This is a genomic window from Gimibacter soli (assembly GCF_028463845.1).
Classification (GTDB): Bacteria; Pseudomonadota; Alphaproteobacteria; order Sphingomonadales; family Kordiimonadaceae; genus Gimibacter; species Gimibacter soli.
The window spans coordinates 682,186-698,641 of sequence record NZ_CP116805.1 but is presented as its reverse complement, the minus strand read 5'-3'; the positions used below and the strand labels follow the sequence as shown (position 1 = coordinate 698,641).

Annotated in this window: 15 protein-coding genes and 1 tRNA gene; 10 read left to right on the top strand and 6 right to left on the bottom strand. The window is 63.9% G+C overall.

Annotated elements, in window-relative coordinates; all coding sequences use genetic code 11:
* The 7 genes from sufB to PH603_RS03270 all read left to right on the top strand — a co-directional run bounded on the left by sufB (nt 1) and on the right by PH603_RS03270 (nt 7,140).
* On the top strand, nt 1–1,470 hold the full coding sequence (gene sufB, locus PH603_RS03300; protein WP_289504502.1) for a Fe-S cluster assembly protein SufB: 1,470 nt from the start codon (nt 1–3) through the stop codon (nt 1,468–1,470).
* Nucleotides 1,471–1,483: 13 nt separating this feature from the next.
* Nucleotides 1,484–2,230, top strand: coding sequence for a Fe-S cluster assembly ATPase SufC (gene sufC, locus PH603_RS03295; protein WP_289504501.1), 747 nt, complete (start codon nt 1,484–1,486; stop codon nt 2,228–2,230).
* 14 nt (nt 2,231–2,244) lie between these two features.
* On the top strand, nt 2,245–3,462 hold the full coding sequence (gene sufD / locus PH603_RS03290) for a Fe-S cluster assembly protein SufD (RefSeq protein WP_289504500.1): 1,218 nt from the start codon (nt 2,245–2,247) through the stop codon (nt 3,460–3,462).
* Nucleotides 3,459–4,706, top strand: a complete 1,248-nt coding sequence (locus tag PH603_RS03285) for a cysteine desulfurase (protein WP_289504499.1) — start codon at nt 3,459–3,461, stop codon at nt 4,704–4,706. The genes sufD and PH603_RS03285 overlap by 4 nt, the downstream gene beginning before the upstream one ends.
* A gap of 62 nt (nt 4,707–4,768) precedes the next feature.
* The gene (locus tag PH603_RS03280) at nt 4,769–5,218 is read left to right on the top strand and encodes an SUF system Fe-S cluster assembly protein (RefSeq protein ID WP_434783337.1); all 450 of its coding nucleotides are present in this window, start codon (nt 4,769–4,771) and stop codon (nt 5,216–5,218) included.
* A 15-nt stretch (nt 5,219–5,233) separates the two neighbouring features.
* Complete coding sequence (locus PH603_RS03275) at nt 5,234–5,560, top strand: HesB/IscA family protein (RefSeq protein ID WP_289504497.1); 327 nt, start codon at nt 5,234–5,236, stop codon at nt 5,558–5,560.
* Nucleotides 5,561–5,688: 128 nt separating this feature from the next.
* The gene (locus PH603_RS03270) at nt 5,689–7,140 is read left to right on the top strand and encodes a TrkH family potassium uptake protein (RefSeq protein WP_289504496.1); all 1,452 of its coding nucleotides are present in this window, start codon (nt 5,689–5,691) and stop codon (nt 7,138–7,140) included.
* Here the strand turns inward: PH603_RS03270 and PH603_RS03265 are convergent.
* The 6 genes from PH603_RS03265 to hemC form a co-directional block, all read right to left on the bottom strand.
* Nucleotides 7,097–9,385 carry a PAS domain S-box protein gene (locus tag PH603_RS03265; protein ID WP_289504495.1) on the bottom strand — a complete coding sequence of 763 codons (2,289 nt, stop codon included), beginning with the start codon at nt 9,383–9,385 and terminating at the stop codon, nt 7,097–7,099. The two genes, PH603_RS03270 and PH603_RS03265, sit on opposite strands and share 44 nt — an antisense overlap.
* A gap of 81 nt (nt 9,386–9,466) precedes the next feature.
* Nucleotides 9,467–9,542: transfer RNA gene (locus tag PH603_RS03260), tRNA-Thr, on the bottom strand.
* A gap of 85 nt (nt 9,543–9,627) precedes the next feature.
* Entirely contained in the window at nt 9,628–10,983 is a 1,356-nt protein-coding gene (locus tag PH603_RS03255; protein ID WP_289504494.1) for a heme biosynthesis protein HemY, read from the bottom strand.
* Nucleotides 10,980–12,107: a hypothetical protein gene (locus PH603_RS03250; protein ID WP_289504493.1), complete on the bottom strand. Its 1,128-nt coding sequence runs from the start codon at nt 12,105–12,107 to the stop codon at nt 10,980–10,982. Before PH603_RS03250 ends, PH603_RS03255 begins: the two co-directional genes overlap by 4 nt.
* Nucleotides 12,104–12,826 carry a uroporphyrinogen-III synthase gene (locus tag PH603_RS03245; protein ID WP_289504492.1) on the bottom strand — a complete coding sequence of 241 codons (723 nt, stop codon included), beginning with the start codon at nt 12,824–12,826 and terminating at the stop codon, nt 12,104–12,106. Before PH603_RS03245 ends, PH603_RS03250 begins: the two co-directional genes overlap by 4 nt.
* Entirely contained in the window at nt 12,826–13,779 is a 954-nt protein-coding gene (hemC, locus tag PH603_RS03240; RefSeq protein WP_289504491.1) for a hydroxymethylbilane synthase, read from the bottom strand. The genes PH603_RS03245 and hemC overlap by 1 nt, the downstream gene beginning before the upstream one ends.
* Before the next feature lie 101 nt (nt 13,780–13,880).
* Between hemC and tsaD the strand changes: the two genes are divergently transcribed.
* The 3 genes from tsaD to PH603_RS03225 all read left to right on the top strand — a co-directional run bounded on the left by tsaD (nt 13,881) and on the right by PH603_RS03225 (nt 16,448).
* Nucleotides 13,881–15,008 carry a tRNA (adenosine(37)-N6)-threonylcarbamoyltransferase complex transferase subunit TsaD gene (gene tsaD / locus PH603_RS03235; protein ID WP_289504490.1) on the top strand — a complete coding sequence of 376 codons (1,128 nt, stop codon included), beginning with the start codon at nt 13,881–13,883 and terminating at the stop codon, nt 15,006–15,008.
* Nucleotides 15,009–15,133: 125 nt separating this feature from the next.
* On the top strand, nt 15,134–16,126 hold the full coding sequence (locus tag PH603_RS03230; RefSeq protein WP_289505661.1) for an NAD(P)H-dependent glycerol-3-phosphate dehydrogenase: 993 nt from the start codon (nt 15,134–15,136) through the stop codon (nt 16,124–16,126).
* Nucleotides 16,127–16,145: 19 nt separating this feature from the next.
* On the top strand, nt 16,146–16,448 hold the full coding sequence (locus tag PH603_RS03225; protein WP_289504489.1) for a YciI family protein: 303 nt from the start codon (nt 16,146–16,148) through the stop codon (nt 16,446–16,448).
* Nucleotides 16,449–16,456: the final 8 nt, after the last annotated feature.

Sequence of the window (16,456 nt, the reverse complement as noted above, 5' to 3'; positions counted from 1 at the left end):
ATGGCTGGCACGACAGAAACCCGGGAACAGGTCCGCGAACTGACGGGCGAATACAAGTATGGCTTCGTCTCGGATATCGAGATGGACATGGCGCCCAAAGGCCTGAACGAAGACGTGATCCGCTTCATTTCCGCGAAGAAGCAGGAGCCCGAATGGATGCTCGAATGGCGCCTCAAAGCCTACCGCGCCTGGCTGAAGATGGAAGAGCCCGACTGGGCGAAGCTCGATTTCCCGCGGATCGACTATAACGACATCTATTATTACGCCGCCCCGAAGTCGCAGGACAAACCGAAGAGCCTTGACGAGGTCGACCCCGCCCTTCTTGAGACATACAAGAAGCTCGGCATTCCCCTTGAGGAACAGAAGGTGCTGGCCGGCGTTGAAGGTGCGCGCAAGGTGGCAGTTGATGCCGTATTCGACAGCGTGTCGGTCGCGACCACATTCCGCGAGGAACTGAAGAAGGCCGGTGTCATCTTCATGTCGATTTCGGAAGCCGTGCGCGAATACCCCGACCTTGTGAAAAAGTATCTCGGCACCGTTGTGCCGGTGCGCGACAATTATTTCGCCGCGCTCAACTGCGCCGTCTTCTCGGACGGGACATTTGTGTATGTGCCCAAAGGCGTGCGCTGTCCGATGGAACTGTCCACCTATTTCCGGATCAACGCCGAAAATACCGGCCAGTTCGAGCGCACGCTGATTGTGTGCGACGAAGGCGCCTATGTCTCGTACCTTGAGGGCTGCACCGCCCCGATGCGCGACGAGAACCAGCTGCACGCGGCGGTCGTTGAACTCGTGGCGCTTGATGACGCCGAGATCAAATATTCGACCGTCCAGAACTGGTATCCCGGCGACAAGGACGGCAAGGGCGGCATCTATAATTTCGTCACCAAACGCGCCCTCTGCAAAGGCAAAAACTCGAAGGTGAGCTGGACGCAGGTGGAAACCGGCTCGGCCATCACCTGGAAATATCCGAGCTGTGTGCTGCAGGGTGAAAATTCGGTCGGCGAGTTCTATTCGGTGGCTGTTACCAACAACCGCCAGCAGGCCGATACCGGCACCAAGATGATCCATATGGGTTCGGGCTCGCGCTCGACGATCATCTCGAAGGGCATCTCGGCGGGTCGCTCGCAAAACACCTACCGCGGCCTTGTGAAAGTGCTGGCGGGGGCGGAAGGCGTGCGCAACTTTACCCAGTGCGACAGCTTGCTCGTTTCCAGCGACTGCGGCGCCCACACGGTGCCCTATATCGAGGTGCATAACCCCTCGGCCCAGATCGAGCACGAGGCCACTACATCGAAAATTTCGGAAGACCAGCTCTTCTACGCCATGAGCCGCGGGCTCGGCGAGGAAGAGGCGGTCGCCCTCATTGTGAACGGCTTCTGCAAGGAAGTGATGCAGCAGCTCCCCATGGAATTTGCGGTCGAGGCGCAAAAGCTTCTCGGCATCAGCCTTGAAGGCAGCGTCGGCTAAGGACTTCAATGATATGACCAATCTTCTCGATATCCAGAACCTGACCGTCAAGGTCGGCGACAAGCAGATCCTGAACGGCCTCACGCTCCAGATGAAGCCGGGCGAAGTGCATGCCATCATGGGGCCGAACGGGGCGGGAAAATCGACCCTCGCCTCCACGCTTGCGGGCCGCGAGGATTATGAAGTGACCGGCGGCAGTGTCGCCTTCAACGGCGAAGACCTCCTTGAATTGGGAGCGCACGAGCGCGCGGCCGCCGGCGTCTTCCTCGGCTTCCAGTATCCGGTCGAAATCCCCGGCGTTTCGAACCTGAATTTCCTGCGCACGGCGCTGAACAGCCAGCGCAAGATCCGGGGCGAAAGCGAAGTTTCGGCCGCCGAATTCATGAAGATCGTGAAAGAGAAAGCCGCCGGGCTGAAGATGGACATGGACATGCTGAAGCGGTTCGTGAATGTCGGCTTCTCGGGCGGGGAGAAGAAGCGGAACGAGATGGTGCAGATGGCGGTCCTGAACCCCACGCTCGCCATCCTTGATGAAACCGATTCCGGCCTCGATATCGATGCGCTTCGGATCGTCTCGGAAGGCATCAACGCCCAGCGCCGCGACGATACCGCGATCCTTCTGATCACGCACTATCAGCGCCTGCTCGATTATGTGCGCCCCGATGTCATTCATGTGATGGCCAAGGGCAAAATCGTGCGCTCGGGCGGGCCGTCGCTGGCTCGCGAGCTTGAGGAACGCGGTTACGCGGATGTTGCGTGAGGGACGATAGACCCATGCTGAACGCTGCATATACGCTCTATGAAGGTTTCGCCGAGGCGCAGGACGGGCTCGGCACCTTCCGCGCGGCCGCGCGCGAACGCCTGGCGACGACCGATTGGCCGCACCTGAAGACCGAAGCCTGGCGCTATAGCGACCTGAAGGCCCTGAAGGCCGAAGCCTTCGCGCCCGCTGACGCGGCGGACGCCAAGGTACCGGCGCCGCTCGTGGCTGGCATGGGGCAGCTCGTTTTTGTGGGCGGGCATTTCCGTGCTGACCTTTCAGCCGCACCCACCTTCGCCAAAACGCTGGATAACGCCGATGGCCTCGCGCTCGGTGATGATGCACCTGCGCTTCTGGCCGCCCTTTTCGCCGGTCATGGCCTTGCGCTTGACGTGCCTGCCGGCACCGACGGCGGCGCCTTCGAGATTATCCATATTGCACCTGCCGAGGGCCGCTCGGCCCATGCCCGCATCAAGGTAAGCCTCGCCGAAGGCGCGTCGCTGACGCTTGTCGAGCGCTTCACGGGCGACACCCGCGCCTGGACCAATCCGGCAATGGACGTGACCGTGGCGAAGGGCGCACGCCTTACGCACCTGCGTCTGATCGAAGAGGGTGAGGCCACCCTCCACACCGGCCGCGCCCATCTGCGCGTCGCGGGTGGCGGTGCCTATCACGGCTTCGGCCTCATGGCAGGTGGCGCGCTCACCCGGTTCGAGGCGCATGTGAGGGTGGAAGGCGAAGAAGCGGATGTCAGCTTCGATGGCGTGATGCTGGCGGGCGCGCACCAGTCGCACGATATCCTGACCCATGTGACCCACGCCGTGGGCGGGGCGGATAGCGATCAGGTGATCCGCGCGATTGCAGCCGGGAAAGGCCATGCCTCCTTCCAGGGCAAGGTGACGGTTGCCCATCAGGCACAGAAAACCGATGCCAACCAATCCTTCAAGGCGCTGCTCCTTGACCGCACGGCCCGCGCCAACGCAAAGCCGGAGCTCGAGATTTACGCCGACGACGTGAAATGCGCCCACGGCGCCACGGTGGGTGAACTGGACCGCAAGGCGTTCCATTACCTGACCTCCCGCGGCATTGATCCTGCTACCGCGCGCCGGATGCTTGTCGAGGCCTTCATGGGCGACGCGCTGGTGCGCCTGACCGACGAGACCCTCATGGAAACCGTCTCCACCATCGTGGCAGGCTGGATGCAGGCGCATGAAGAAGGGGGTGCTGCATGACCGCCCCCGTCGCCACCCTTATCCCGTTTGACGTGGAAGCCATCCGCGCCGAGTTCCCGATCCTCGGTGAAACCGTGCACGGCAAACCGCTCGCCTTCCTTGATACTGCGGCAAGCGCCCAAAAGCCGCGCACTGTGATCGAGGCCGAGAAGGACCTGTACGAGCATTATTATGCGAACATCCACCGGGGTGTTTACAAGTTCAGCCAGGACGCGACCGAGGCTTATGAAAACAGCCGCGTTGCCATCGCGCGTTTCATCAATGCCGCCAAGCCCTTGGAATGCCTGTTCGTACGCGGTGCCACCGAGGGCATCAACCTTGTGGCCCAGACATGGGGCCGGGCGAACATCAAGGCGGGTGATGAAATCCTGCTGACCGAGATGGAGCACCATTCGAACATCGTGCCGTGGCAGATCCTCGCCGAAGAAAAAGGTGCTGTTGTAAAGGCAGTGCCGATCAACGATGACGGCAGCCTCGATATGGATGCCTACCGCGCCATGCTCGGCTCTGGCCGGGTGAAGCTTGTCGGTGCAGCGCATATCTCTAATTCGATCGGCACCCAGAATCCGGTGAAGGAAATGATCCGGCTGGCGCATGACGCCGGTGCGGTCGCCCTCATCGACGGCTGTCAGGCTGCCCCGCACCTCAAGATCGATGTTCAGGATCTGGACGCCGATTTCTATGCCTTCTCGGCCCACAAGATGTACGGCCCCACCGGCACCGGCGTGATTTACGGCAAAGAACGGCTTCTGGACGCCATGCCCCCGTGGCAGGGCGGCGGCGACATGATCAAGACCGTGACCTTCGCCAAGACCACATGGAACGATTTGCCCTACAAGTTCGAGGCCGGCACGCCGAATATCGCGGGCGGCATCGCCTTCAAGGCGGCGGTCGATTTCATCGAGCGGATCGGGCATGACGCGATCCATGCCCATGAAGCCGACCTTCTCGAATATGCCACCCGGCAGCTTGGCAGCCTGAATAGCGTACGGCTGATTGGAACTGCGCCCGAGAAAGGCGCGCTTGTCAGCTTCGTGATGGATATGGCGCACCCGCACGATATCGGCACGATCCTCGACCGGCAGGGTATTGCCGTCCGCGCCGGGCACCACTGCGCCCAGCCGGTGATGGACCGCTTCGGCATCCCGGGCACCGTCCGCGCCAGCTTCGGCATCTATACGACCCGCGACGAGATCGACCGGCTGGTCGCCGGCCTGAACAAAGTGATGGATATTTTCGGATGAACGAGACGAGCAAACCGGAACGCGATGTGATGGCGGTCGGCGGCGATTATCCGTCCGAGAATATGCCGAACCGCCCCTCCACCCGCCCGCGCGCTGGCGATACATCAGCCGAGGGCGAGAATGAGGGTGGCTATTTCCTCGACAAGTTTCTGACTGAGCCGAAAGGCGAGGAAGCTGCCGAGGCCAAAGCCATCGACGACGCCGAGGCCGCAACCATTGCCGACCGCGTGGTGGAAGCCCTGCGCGAGATTTATGATCCCGAAATCCCGGTCAATATCTACGAGCTCGGCCTCGTGTACGGGGTGGATGTGGACGACAAGGCCCAGGTGACCGTCACCATGACGCTGACCACGCCCCATTGCCCGGTTGCGGAATCAATGCCGGGCGAGGTGGAGCTGAAGGTGAATGCCGTCGAGGGCGTGAACGGCTCCGAGGTCAAGCTGGTCTGGGACCCGCCGTGGGACATGAGCAAGATGTCCGACGAAGCGCGGCTCGAGCTTGGCATGCTGTAAGGAAGGACCCGACCCATGAGTGTGATCGAGATCACCGACAAGGCCGCCGAGCGCATCAAGGCGCTTCTTGAAAATCGCCCCGAAGCGATCGGGCTGAAGCTTGGCACCGACACCAAGGGCTGTTCGGGCCTTGGCTACAAGATCGACTATGTGACCGAAGCCGACCCGGCGGACGAAAAGGTCGAGGCAAACGGCGTTGCTGTTTTTGTCGACCGCAAGTCGCTTCTGTATCTTCTCGGCACCCGGATGGACTGGGAAGAAAGCCGTTTCTCCACGGGCTTCACCTTCACCAATCCGAACGAGAAGGGTCGCTGCGGCTGCGGCGAAAGCTTCCACATCTGATTCCCTGATCAAGGGGGCCTGACCGGCGCCGATTGACAGTCGTTCGCAATGACTGCACACTCGGCGCCCAACGACCCCACGCGCCCACCCGACCGGCATGTGCCGCCCCTGGAGCCCGAAGGCCGCCCGTGTTTTCAGCCCGCTACAATCCCGTCATTCATGTTATCGGCCTCCTCCTGATGGGGCTCGCCTTCTTCATGTTCATCCCCTTCTTCGTGAATGTGGGGGCAGAAGGCGACCTGCTGATCGGTTTCGAGGTATCGGCCGCTGCCACGGGCTTTGCGGGCCTTCTGATGATTTTGGCGACGCGCGGCGAAGGCACCCAGATCCTTGACCTGCGGCAGGGGTTCCTCCTCACCGGACTTGCCTGGATGGTGCTGCCGGCGTTCGCCGCGCTCCCCTTCCTGCAGTTCGGCCTCGATTATGCCGACGCCTATTTCGAGGCGGTATCAGGGATCACGACGACAGGGTCGACCGTGATATCGGGGCTCGACAGCCTGCCGACCGGCATCCTCCTGTGGCGGGCCTTCCTCAACTGGCTCGGTGGCATCGGGATCATCGTGATGGCCATCATCCTGTTGCCGTTCCTCCGGATCGGCGGGATGCAGCTTTTCAAAACCGAAAGCTCGGACCAATCGGAAAAGATCATCCCCAAGGCCGCCGAGATGGTGAACTGGATTACCGGCGCCTATACCGGCCTCACCATCCTGTGCGCGCTTCTCTATTATATCGGCGGCATGACCGGCTTCGATGCCATCTGCCACGCCATGTCGACACTGGCGACCGGGGGCTTCGCCAACTATGACGCCTCCTTCGGGCATTTCACCAACCCCTTCATCCACTGGGTGGCGATCTTCTTCATGATCGCAGGCGCACTGCCCTTCAACGCCTGGATCCGCCTGATGCGCGGCGACCGCAAGGCCTTCTTCCGCGATCCGCAGATCATGGCCCTGATGCGCTTCTTCATCATCACGGTCAGCGTCATGGCGATCTGGCTGTCGCTCAAGACGCACATGCCGCTTGTGGATGCGATCCGCCTGACCGCCTTCAATATCGTCTCGGTCGTCACCACCACGGGCTTCGCGACCGTCGATTACACAGCGTGGGGGGAGGCCGCCCTTGGCGCCTTCTTCCTTCTCACCTTCGTCGGTGGCTGTGCGGGTTCCACCTCGGGTGGGATCAAGGTTTACCGCTTCCAGATCCTGTGGGTCGCCATGACCGGCCAGATGAAAAAGCTGATGAGCCCGCACCGCACCGTCGTGATGCTCTATCAGGGCCGCCGCCTGCCCGAAGCGCTGCTGATTTCGGTGCTGGCCTTCCTTGCCGCCTATTTCGCGTCGACCGCTGCGGTGACGCTGGCGCTCACCTTCATGGGGCTTGATCTCGTCACCGCGCTTACGGCGGCTGCCACGGCCATCAGTAACGTTGGTCCCGGCCTCGGCCAGATCATCGGGCCTGCGGGCAATTTCGCGAGCCTGCCGGACGGGGCCAAATGGCTTCTATCCTTCACCATGATCCTTGGCCGGCTCGAGATCTTCACGCTGTTCCTGCTGTTCGACCCTTACTTCTGGAAAGACTGACCCCCCCGGCTGGCGGGCGCTTGTCTGCCGTGCGGCAGCGGAAGGTGAACCAGTGGGTGCGGCTGCCGTCAGGCCCGGTTGAAACGCCGTGTGTGCCCCCCAGAACCGCCACCAGATCGCGCGTCATCAGGGCCGCCGCATCCATGCCATAGTCATCGGCCTTGCGCCGACCGCCCGGATACTCGACCGTGACCCTGATCAGGAAGGCACCATCGGCATTCGCCGGGCCAACCTGCTGGTCAACGCTCAGCTGCACGCTGATCCCGCCTGTGCCGCTCGCCGCATAGGCCGCATTCACAAGATGCCCCATCGCCTGTTTCAGCGTCACCGTATCGGCGTGGATTGCCACCGGCATTGCCTCGGCAACCGAAACCTGCGCCTGACGGCCATCGAGGACTTCTTCCACAAGCTCGACAAGGTCGAAATCAAGGGCATTGTCATGCGGGTCGCGCTGCATCCGCGCCGAGAACCGGGTGACCTGATCAAGCATGATCAGGACCGATGTGACATGCGAGCGGATGGTGGCGATCGTCTCGCGCTGGTCGCCGGTCAGGGGCGAATCGGTGAGCATCCGGGTGGCGCCCATGATGTCGGTCATCGGGGCGCGGATTTCCTCGCTGATCGTCACCAGATATTCGGACTTTGCCTTGCTTTCCGACCGTGCGGCGACCAGTGCCCGGTCGCTCGCCTGCCGTTCGGTGAAATCGTGGCTCGCATCCGTGAAGGTCACAACCGCCCCGCTGACCCGTCCGCTGTCGCTCATCGGTACGCTGACATAGCGGACAGGCACCGGATGGCCATCCTTGTGCCAGAAAACCTCGTTATCCACCGTGCTTGACCGGCTTTCGGCGCAGGCCGCAAAGACCGGGCAGCATTGCACCGGGTACGGGCTGCCGTTCGCATAGGCATGATGCAGCATCGCATGCATATTGTGGCCGATCAGTTCCTGCGGCTCATACCCCAGGATCTTGCTGGCCATGGGATTGACGAAGGTCATGCGGTGCGTGGCATCAACCCCGATAACCCCTTCCCCGGCGCTATCAAGGATCATCCTCAGCTGCAGGTCGCGCCCCTCGATCTCGGCATCCTTGGTGCGCAGCCGGCGCAGGATGCCGGCGCTGCCGAACACCAGCACCATGAAGAAGAAGGCGATAACCGCCGCGAAGGCATATATACCGTTCGAGATCAGGTCGAGCTGCCGGTAGGCCTCCGCCCGATCGATCTCGGTCGCGATGCCGATATCGAGGTCGGTATTCCAGGTCCATGCCCCCAGCACCATGACGCCCCGATAGTCGCGGTAGCCCTTGATGTCATAGCCGCTGCGGCCGTTGGTCACCTCGTGCGCCATCTTGGTCAGCGGCTGGGCGGGGCGCGGCGTCGTGCGCTCGCGCGGGTGTGTCACCAGATTGATGCCCGGATCACGCACATCGATATTCAGCATGCTCGGCGCATCCGCCGCGATCAGCCCGATCTCGCGCAGATGGTCAGTGAAGCGGCTTTCGCTCGCCAGTCGCCCGAACTTGTCGACGGCATAGGTTTCACCCGTCAGGCCAAGCCTGCCGCGCTGGAACACGCTCATGAAGCTGCCGGCAGTATTGACGCGGGCCGCAAACACCGCCTTCACCGTGCCGTCAGGGCCAAAGATCGGCGCCATGGCGAAAATGGTGCTTGCCGTATGGCTGATGTGCCCGTCCGGCATCTCGAGGGGAATACGGGCATAGACGGGCGGTGTGAGCACCGATTCGCCCGCCAGCGCCCGCCCGAACAGGTCAAGGTTGCCGGGATAGGCCACAAAATGACTGCCGATCAGCGCAGGCCTTGCCGCAGCCAGCACCAGCCGTTCCGGCGAGACAACCATATAGCCGACAAGGGCGTGATCGATGACCCACAGGCTGACAGCATCACGCAGCGCACGCTGCGCCGGATGCTCAGCAAGGTCCCCGGCCCCGCCTGATGCAGCGGTGGCCAGAAGTTCATCGGTGGCGGCCATCACCTCGGAATTATGGGTGGGGTAATCGAGCGAGCGTCGCTGGTGTTCCACCCACTCGCTGAGGGCATCGTTACTTGAATCGAGCACCACCGTCATGGTTTGCAGAAGCTCCGCCCGCACGGTGGAGCGGATGGCCGAGACCGTGGTCGCAGCGCCAAGGGTAGCAACAAGCAGGATAAGGATAACGGCAACGGCGGCCCAGCGTTTTACCTGCCGGTCCATATGGGCGTGTTCGGATGTGCGTCCGTCATTCATGCCAGCCCCTATCATCACCCGTAAAGGATGAGAAGCAAGCGCCAACGTTGCAAGCAATTTTATGATTTTTCGGGGGAAAAGTGGTGCCGCAGAAGGGACTCGAACCCCCGACCCCCTCATTACGAATGAGGTGCTCTACCAACTGAGCTACTGCGGCCTACCGTCAGGCAGGCCACCGTATAACCGAAGGGGGCGGAGGCGACAAGCCCTTTTGAAAGCCTTTCAGGGCGCGGGCCTTGGGCTCAATCCACCGCTGGGCCGGAGGGGCCGCCAGACATCAGCATCAGCATGCTGCCGTCGCGTTGCGGCTCGGCGCGCGGGGTGCCGGGCTCCAGCCAGTCGAATGTATCGAACCCGCCGCAGGACGGGCAAAGCGGCTGCCACGCCACCGGGCGGTGGCCACAGTCACCGCATTCCCAGCCAAGGCCGGGGCCAGCCTGCGCCAGGGCCGCCTCGATCGCCGTCGTATCCTCGCCGCGCTTTTCGGCAAGCTTCAGCCGAAGCGTCCAGAGATCGCGGCTCGGCACTTCGGCGAGCAGGCCTTCAACAAGCGTGATGGCGGCGTCTGTTTCGCCCGTGCGGGCCAGCCCTTCGGCGATCAGCGCACGGGAAAGCGGATGGGCCGGATTGCCAGCGGTGAGCGTGCGGACTCGGGCAAGCGAGTCGGCGGCTGATTCCGCCGGGTCGATATCCCGCCATGCAGCGGCGAGCGCCGGACGCGGGGCTTTGCCCCAGGCTGCCTTCAGGCGCTTTTCGGCCTGCCGGATCTTGCCTTCCTTGAGATCGAGGCGGGCAAGTGCAGCATCCGCCGGGGCGAAATCGCCACGTGCCTTGTGGGCGGCGGTGTAGAATTTGCGGGCGGCATCAGCGTCGCCCTTGAGGGCCGCTTCCGTGCCACGCGCGAAGGCAAGCGCCCCCTTGTGGCGGGTCAGCGCGACAGTATCAACAAGCTTGCCTTTGGCGACCTTCTGGAGCGCGGCTTCCGCCTCTGCCCAATTACCGGCAGCGACCTCAAGCGCGAACAGGGTTTTCAGCACCCACGGGCTTTTCGGCTGCTCGGCAAAAGCCAGCCGTGCCAGCCGCAGGGCCTCGGCCGACCGCCCGGCACGCCGGGCTTCCTGCACAAGGCCGCGCAGGCCCAACAGCTTGCCGGCTTCGGAGGCCTCGAGCGCCTTGAACTTTTCCTGTGCGGCTTCATGGTCGCCCGCCCGCATCGCGGCCTCGGCGCCAATCAGATGCACCATCGGCATCAGCGGCAGAAGGCGGGTCGACTGGTCGGCCAGCCGCCGGGCGAGCTTGTGATCCCCCGCCGCCAGCGCCACCAGCGCCTGATTGACAAGATCAAGCCCGCGCGACTGGCGCTTGATCGCCGCACTTGAGCCAATCACCGGCAGGTCACGCCGCATCCAGGCATAAAGCGCGAGCGCGAGGGCAGTCGCAAGCATCAAAAGGGCGGCGGCCAGCAGGAGCGCCGCAACGCTCGTCTCGATCACCCAGGGGCCAACGGCTAGCGTGGCCGCCCCCGGATTATCCGCCACGAACGTGGCACCCCAGGCGAGAAGAAGGACAATGGCGAACGCAAGCGCCAGACGGATCATGCGCCGCCTCCCGTCCGGTCATCGGTCACCACGCGGAAGAGCTTGCCAACGGCATCATCAATCGCCAGCCGGTCATTCGCCTGCGAAATCCACACCGACGCTGCCTTCTTCGCTTCGGGCGACAGCGTATCGAGGGCGGCGACAGCACCGGCCAAATCGCGGGCCTTCAGCCGTTCGCCGGCGTCACGCAGGGCTGCGTCATCGCCGCTTGCTGCTGCATCTGTGCGCCGGACGGTGAAAAGCGAGGCAAGGAAACGGCCTTCCGCCTTGTCGCTCGCGATGCCGATCTCGCGGGAAAGCGGATCGAAGCGGGCGATCAGGCTATCGGTGCCCGGCACCCCGGCAGAGCGTTCCCTGAGCGTCTCGAGCGCGGCACCAAGCGCCGGCTGGTCAATCGCCGGCAGGGCCGAGAAATCGGGGGTCATGGCTTCAAGCTCCGCCCCGAACGCCTCACCGCGCTGGACGCGGTCCTCAAGGCGCGACAGGGACAGGAGGAGCCGTCCACGCGGGTTCGTATCAAGCCGCGCGTCTTCCACAGCCTGAAGGGCAGCTTCAAGGGCTGCCAGCCGGTCCCGCAGGCCGGCGGTTTCGGCTTCCGACGCTTCAAGCCGGGCGGCCAGCACGCTCGGCGCCGGGCCTTTCGCGTCGTCGCTGTGGCGGGCTTTCACGGTTTCACTGAGCGCGGCGAGTTCTTCGCGCAGCGCCGTCATTTCCGGCCGGTCGGGCGCGGGCGCGATGGCACCCGGATTCGGCGACTCGTCCGATTCGGAAGGTTCCGTGGTCGTGGCACCACTCGAGCTCGCCTCGGCAAGTGCCGAGATCAGGCCTTCATGCTGGATCAGCATTTCCTCGTGCCGGTCGAGCTCGGCCTGCAGCGGCGACAGGTCGACCGAAGGCGCAGTCATCGCGGTTTGCAGCAGGGGTTCGATGAGGCCGGCACTTTCCAGCCGGGCGCGGATATCGGGCGCGGCATAAACCCCACCGATGAAGGCTGCAAGGACGATCACCAGCACCCAGCCGAGCTTCGCCCCGAAGGAGCTGCCCTTGGCTCGGGCGGCCTTCGGCGGGGTCTTTTCCACCACCTCGGCCTCGAGAACCGGTTCGCTATCGCCGTTTGCCTTCACGCCTTCTCTCCTTCACTGCCTGCCGGGCCGATGAGCGCCAGAACCGCCGCTTCGGTCGGCTCTGCGGCTGCCACCACGCCACCCCACGGGGCTGCAAGCGCCGCCGCGATCCGCTTTGACATGGCATAGGCCGTCATGCCCTTCAGCATAGCGGCGAGGCCCGCTGCCTCCAACCCCCGTTCAAAGGCAAGGGCTGCCCGGGCCGAATAAAAAAGCACACCGTCCACGCTGCCACCCCGGATGGCCGACGCCACGTCATCCGGCAGCACATCAGCTTGCACCGCGCGGTAAGCCGTGCGCCGCTCGGCACGCACCCCGCGCGCCGTCAGCTTCGCCGCGATATCGAACACAATATCTTCGCCGGTCAGATGACAATAATGCGAGCCCGTGGCCGCATGATCGGCAAGAAGAAGCGGCAGAAGCCCCGCTGCGTCGCCCGGCCCGGTGACAGGGTCCGTGGCGCCCACCGACCGCGCGACCGCCGCACTTGCGGCCCCCACGGCAAACACGCGGCGACGGCCAAGGCCCGGCACGCGAGCAAGCCCGTGGCGCGCCGCATTGGCGCTGGTGATCACAAGCGTCGCGCTATCGTCCGGCAGGTCAAAGTCCATAGCCTCCACCCGCAGCATCGGTGCGATCAGGGACGTGTGGCCAAGGGCGGCCAGCGCCTCGGCGGTGCTGCCTGCATCTTCTTCCGGTCGAGTGACGATGAGCCGCATCAGGATACGAGCGCGGCGACCCCTGCCGCGAGCTCTTCGAAGAAGGCTTCCCCCGCCTTGGCGCGAACCGCATGGCCAAGCCTGTGGCCAAGGGCGGCTGCATCGGCCTCGGGGGCCACACCTTCTTCCGCGAACACGACCGTGCCGTCGAGCGATACAAGCATGGCTTTCAGGTGCACGTCACCGCCCTTGAGCGTCGCGTAAGCTGCAATCGGCGTGCGGCAGGAGCCATCTAGGGCCGCCAGAAAGGCACGTTCCGCCGTCACGGTCACCGCCGTCGCATGATGATGCAGGGGGGCGAGCAGCGCACGGGTCGCGTCGTCGCCTTCGCGGATTTCAACGCACACTGCCCCTTGCGCCGGGGCCGGCATGAAATCTTCAAGGCTCAGGGTTTCGGTCGCATAGGCTTCCATCCCCAACCGGTTGAGCCCCGCGCGGGCAAGGAAAGTGGCATCGGCCTCGCCGCCATTCAGTTTCGAAAGCCGCGTCTGCACATTGCCCCGGAAGGTGACGACCTTCAGATCAGGCCGAAGGCGCAGGGCAAGCGCCCGGCGGCGCAGGCTGGCAGTGCCGAGCGTGGCGCCTTCCGGCAGCGCCATGAAGCTCTCTGCCTTGGGGCTGATGAACACATCACGCACGTCTTCGCGCTCAAGGAAGGTTGAAAGCACAAGGCCCGCGGGCAGGCGGGTCGGCATGTCCTTGGAGCTGTGAACGGCAAGATCGATGCTGCCGTCCAGAAGCGCGTCCTCGATTTCCTTGGTGAAAAGGCCCTTGCCGCCGGCGGTGGTCAGGGGCCGGTCAAGAATGCGGTCACCGGTCGTTTTGATCACCTTGATCTCGACCATGTCGGCGGTCAGGCCCGCATGCGCCGCAACCAGCCGGTCCCGCACCTCATGCGCCTGCGCAAGCGCAAGCGGACTGCCGCGGGTTCCAATCCTGATCGGGTGTTGCATCGGGGCCTCTCTCGGTGGTAATCGGGCGGCATTAAAAGCGCCCGTCTCAACGGCGCTTATATAGTATCATTGGCGCCCAAGTCCAAAGCGCAAAGAGGAAAATGACCGAGCCCCGCCAGAAGATTGCCTTTACCCGCCCGCTTGTCCTCGGCATCGAAACGAGCTGTGACGAGACGGCGGCGGCTATCGTGTCGGCGGATGCGGATCCGGCGAAGCGGCTGGTCGCCCACCGGGTACTCAGCCAGATCGAGGATCATGCCGATTATGGCGGCGTGGTGCCGGAGATCGCGGCGCGTCATCATATCAGCCATCTGGACCGGCTGCTGGCCGCCCTGATGGAAGATGCCGGGCTTTCGTTTGACGATATCGACGCCGTTGCCGCCACCACCGGCCCCGGCCTTGTCGGCGGGCTGATGGTCGGCGTGATGACGGCCAAGGCCATCGCCATGGCGGCGGGCAAGCCTTTCATTTCGGTCAATCACCTTGAAGGCCACGCGCTGACCGTGCGGCTGACCGGCGAAGTCGAATTTCCGTTCCTTCTGGTGCTGATGTCCGGCGGGCACTGCCAGATTCTGGACGTGACCGGTATCGGCCAGTATCGCCGCCTTGGCACCACCATCGATGATGCCGCCGGCGAGGCATTCGACAAGACGGCCAAGCTTCTGGGCCTCGGTTACCCCGGCGGGCCAGCGGTCGAGGCCGCCGCCCTTGAGGGCGATGCCGACCGGTTCGACCTGCCCCGCCCGCTTCTTGGCAAGCCGGGTGCGGACTTCTCCTTCTCGGGCCTCAAGACCGCTGTGCGCCGCGCGGCTGAGGCCTGTGTCGCCAAGCATGGCATTTTGCTGAAACAGGACCGCGCCGACATTTGCGCCGGCTTCCAGAAGGCTATCGGCGACTGTCTGGTGGACCGGCTGCGCCACGCCATCGCCGACTTCCGCGAAGTACACGGAGACGGCACCTTCCCGCTGGTGGTCGCCGGCGGGGTAGCTGCCAACAAGGCGCTTCGGACGCGGCTCACCGCTGTGGCGGAAGAAACCGGCATGGTTTTCCACGCGCCGCCGATGGCGCTGTGCACCGATAACGGCGCCATGATCGCCTGGGCGGGGCTCGAACGGTTCATCGCCGAGCCCGATATTGACGACCGTGACGTCAGCCCGCGTCCGCGCTGGCCGCTCGATAGCGACGCCGAACCGCTCGTCGGTGCCGGCCGCAAAGGCGCTAAGGCGTGAGCCTGAAACGCACTTCACTTCGGCCCGCTCAGCCATAAGTCCTTGCCGCGACGGTCGCTTCGCGGCAATCTCGTGCGCAGCACAACCCGCACCGCAACAGTTCAGGGGAGAATAGAGTGGGGGACATGACAATCCGCAAGATGGGCGTCCTCGGGGGCGGCGCATGGGGCACAGCACTTGCCGCCACCAGCGCGCGCGCCGGGCTTGATACCCTGATCTGGGCCTTCGAGCCCGAGGTCGTGGACGCCATCAACAATACCCATGAAAACAAGATGTTCCTGTCGGGCGTCCCGCTTGATCCCGCGCTGAAGGCGACGGGCGATTTCGCCGCGCTCGCCGACCGCGATGCCGTGCTGATGGTTTGCCCCGCGCAGCACCTGCGCCCGCTTTCCGAAAAGCTGCAGCCGCACTTGAGGCCCGGCGTGCCGGTCATCATCTGCGCCAAGGGTATCGAGGTGAAAACCGGCATGTTCCTGTCGGACGTACTGGCCGAGACCATGCCAGGCCGCCCGGTTGCCGTGCTTTCGGGCCCGACCTTCGCGGCTGAGCTGGCCCGCGGCCTGCCTTCCGCACTCACGCTGGCCACCAAGGACGAGGCCATCGGCAAGGCGCTCGTTGCCGCCATGGGCCTGCCGATCTTCCGCCCGTATCTGTCGGACGATGTGATCGGCGCGCAGATCGGCGGCGCCGTGAAGAATGTGATGGCGATTGCCACAGGCATCGTCGCCGGCCTCAAGATGGGCGAGAATGCGCGTGCAGCCCTCCTCACCCGTGGACTGGCCGAGATGGCACGTTTCGGCACCCATTTCGGTGCCGAAACAGAAACGCTGATGGGACTATCCGGCCTTGGCGACCTTGTGCTGACGTGCGTGAGCCAATCCAGCCGCAACATGAGCCTCGGCTACGAGATCGGCGAAGGCCGCACCATGGCCGATATCATGGCAGAGCGCCGCACCGTTGCCGAAGGCGCCCATACGGTCGAAATCCTGCATGTGATCGCCAAGCGCGAAGGCATCGACATGCCGATCACCGAAGCCGTTTACAAGATACTGAAGGAAGGGGCGCCGGTCGCCGAGGTGACCAAAGCCTTGCTTGCCCGCCCCTTCACCCGCGAATAGCCAGCCAAGGAGACACCCCATGCTGTTCATGGTTCTGTGCTACGACAAGCCCGGCTCAAGCGCCATCCGCGCCGAGACCCGCCCGGCCCACCTGCGTTACCTGAAGGACGCGGGCAACCGCGTGAAGGTAGCCGGCCCGCTCCTCAGCCCCGGCGATGACCCGCATCCCGTTGGCAGCCTCATCGTGATCGATGCGGCAAGCGAAGGCGCGGTGAAGCTGTTCGCTGACAATGACCCCTATTCAAGCGCCGGCCTTTTCGAGCGCGTCGAGATCCGCCCCTGGAAGGGTGTTCTCGGCGAATGGGTTCCGGCAGCAAGCTGAGGATCGCG

Coding starts and splice junctions, on each gene's coding strand:
- sufB (WP_289504502.1), top strand. CDS start 1: ATGGCTGGCACGACAGAAACCCGGGAACAGGTCCGCGAACTGACGGGC.
- sufC (WP_289504501.1), top strand. CDS start 1,484: ATGACCAATCTTCTCGATATCCAGAACCTGACCGTCAAGGTCGGCGAC.
- sufD (WP_289504500.1), top strand. CDS start 2,245: ATGCTGAACGCTGCATATACGCTCTATGAAGGTTTCGCCGAGGCGCAG.
- PH603_RS03285 (WP_289504499.1), top strand. CDS start 3,459: ATGACCGCCCCCGTCGCCACCCTTATCCCGTTTGACGTGGAAGCCATC.
- PH603_RS03280 (WP_434783337.1), top strand. CDS start 4,769: ATGCCGAACCGCCCCTCCACCCGCCCGCGCGCTGGCGATACATCAGCC.
- PH603_RS03275 (WP_289504497.1), top strand. CDS start 5,234: ATGAGTGTGATCGAGATCACCGACAAGGCCGCCGAGCGCATCAAGGCG.
- PH603_RS03265 (WP_289504495.1), bottom strand. CDS start 9,385: ATGAATGACGGACGCACATCCGAACACGCCCATATGGACCGGCAGGTA.
- PH603_RS03255 (WP_289504494.1), bottom strand. CDS start 10,983: ATGATCCGTCTGGCGCTTGCGTTCGCCATTGTCCTTCTTCTCGCCTGG.
- PH603_RS03245 (WP_289504492.1), bottom strand. CDS start 12,826: ATGCGGCTCATCGTCACTCGACCGGAAGAAGATGCAGGCAGCACCGCC.
- hemC (WP_289504491.1), bottom strand. CDS start 13,779: ATGCAACACCCGATCAGGATTGGAACCCGCGGCAGTCCGCTTGCGCTT.
- tsaD (WP_289504490.1), top strand. CDS start 13,881: ATGACCGAGCCCCGCCAGAAGATTGCCTTTACCCGCCCGCTTGTCCTC.
- PH603_RS03230 (WP_289505661.1), top strand. CDS start 15,134: ATGACAATCCGCAAGATGGGCGTCCTCGGGGGCGGCGCATGGGGCACA.
- PH603_RS03225 (WP_289504489.1), top strand. CDS start 16,146: ATGCTGTTCATGGTTCTGTGCTACGACAAGCCCGGCTCAAGCGCCATC.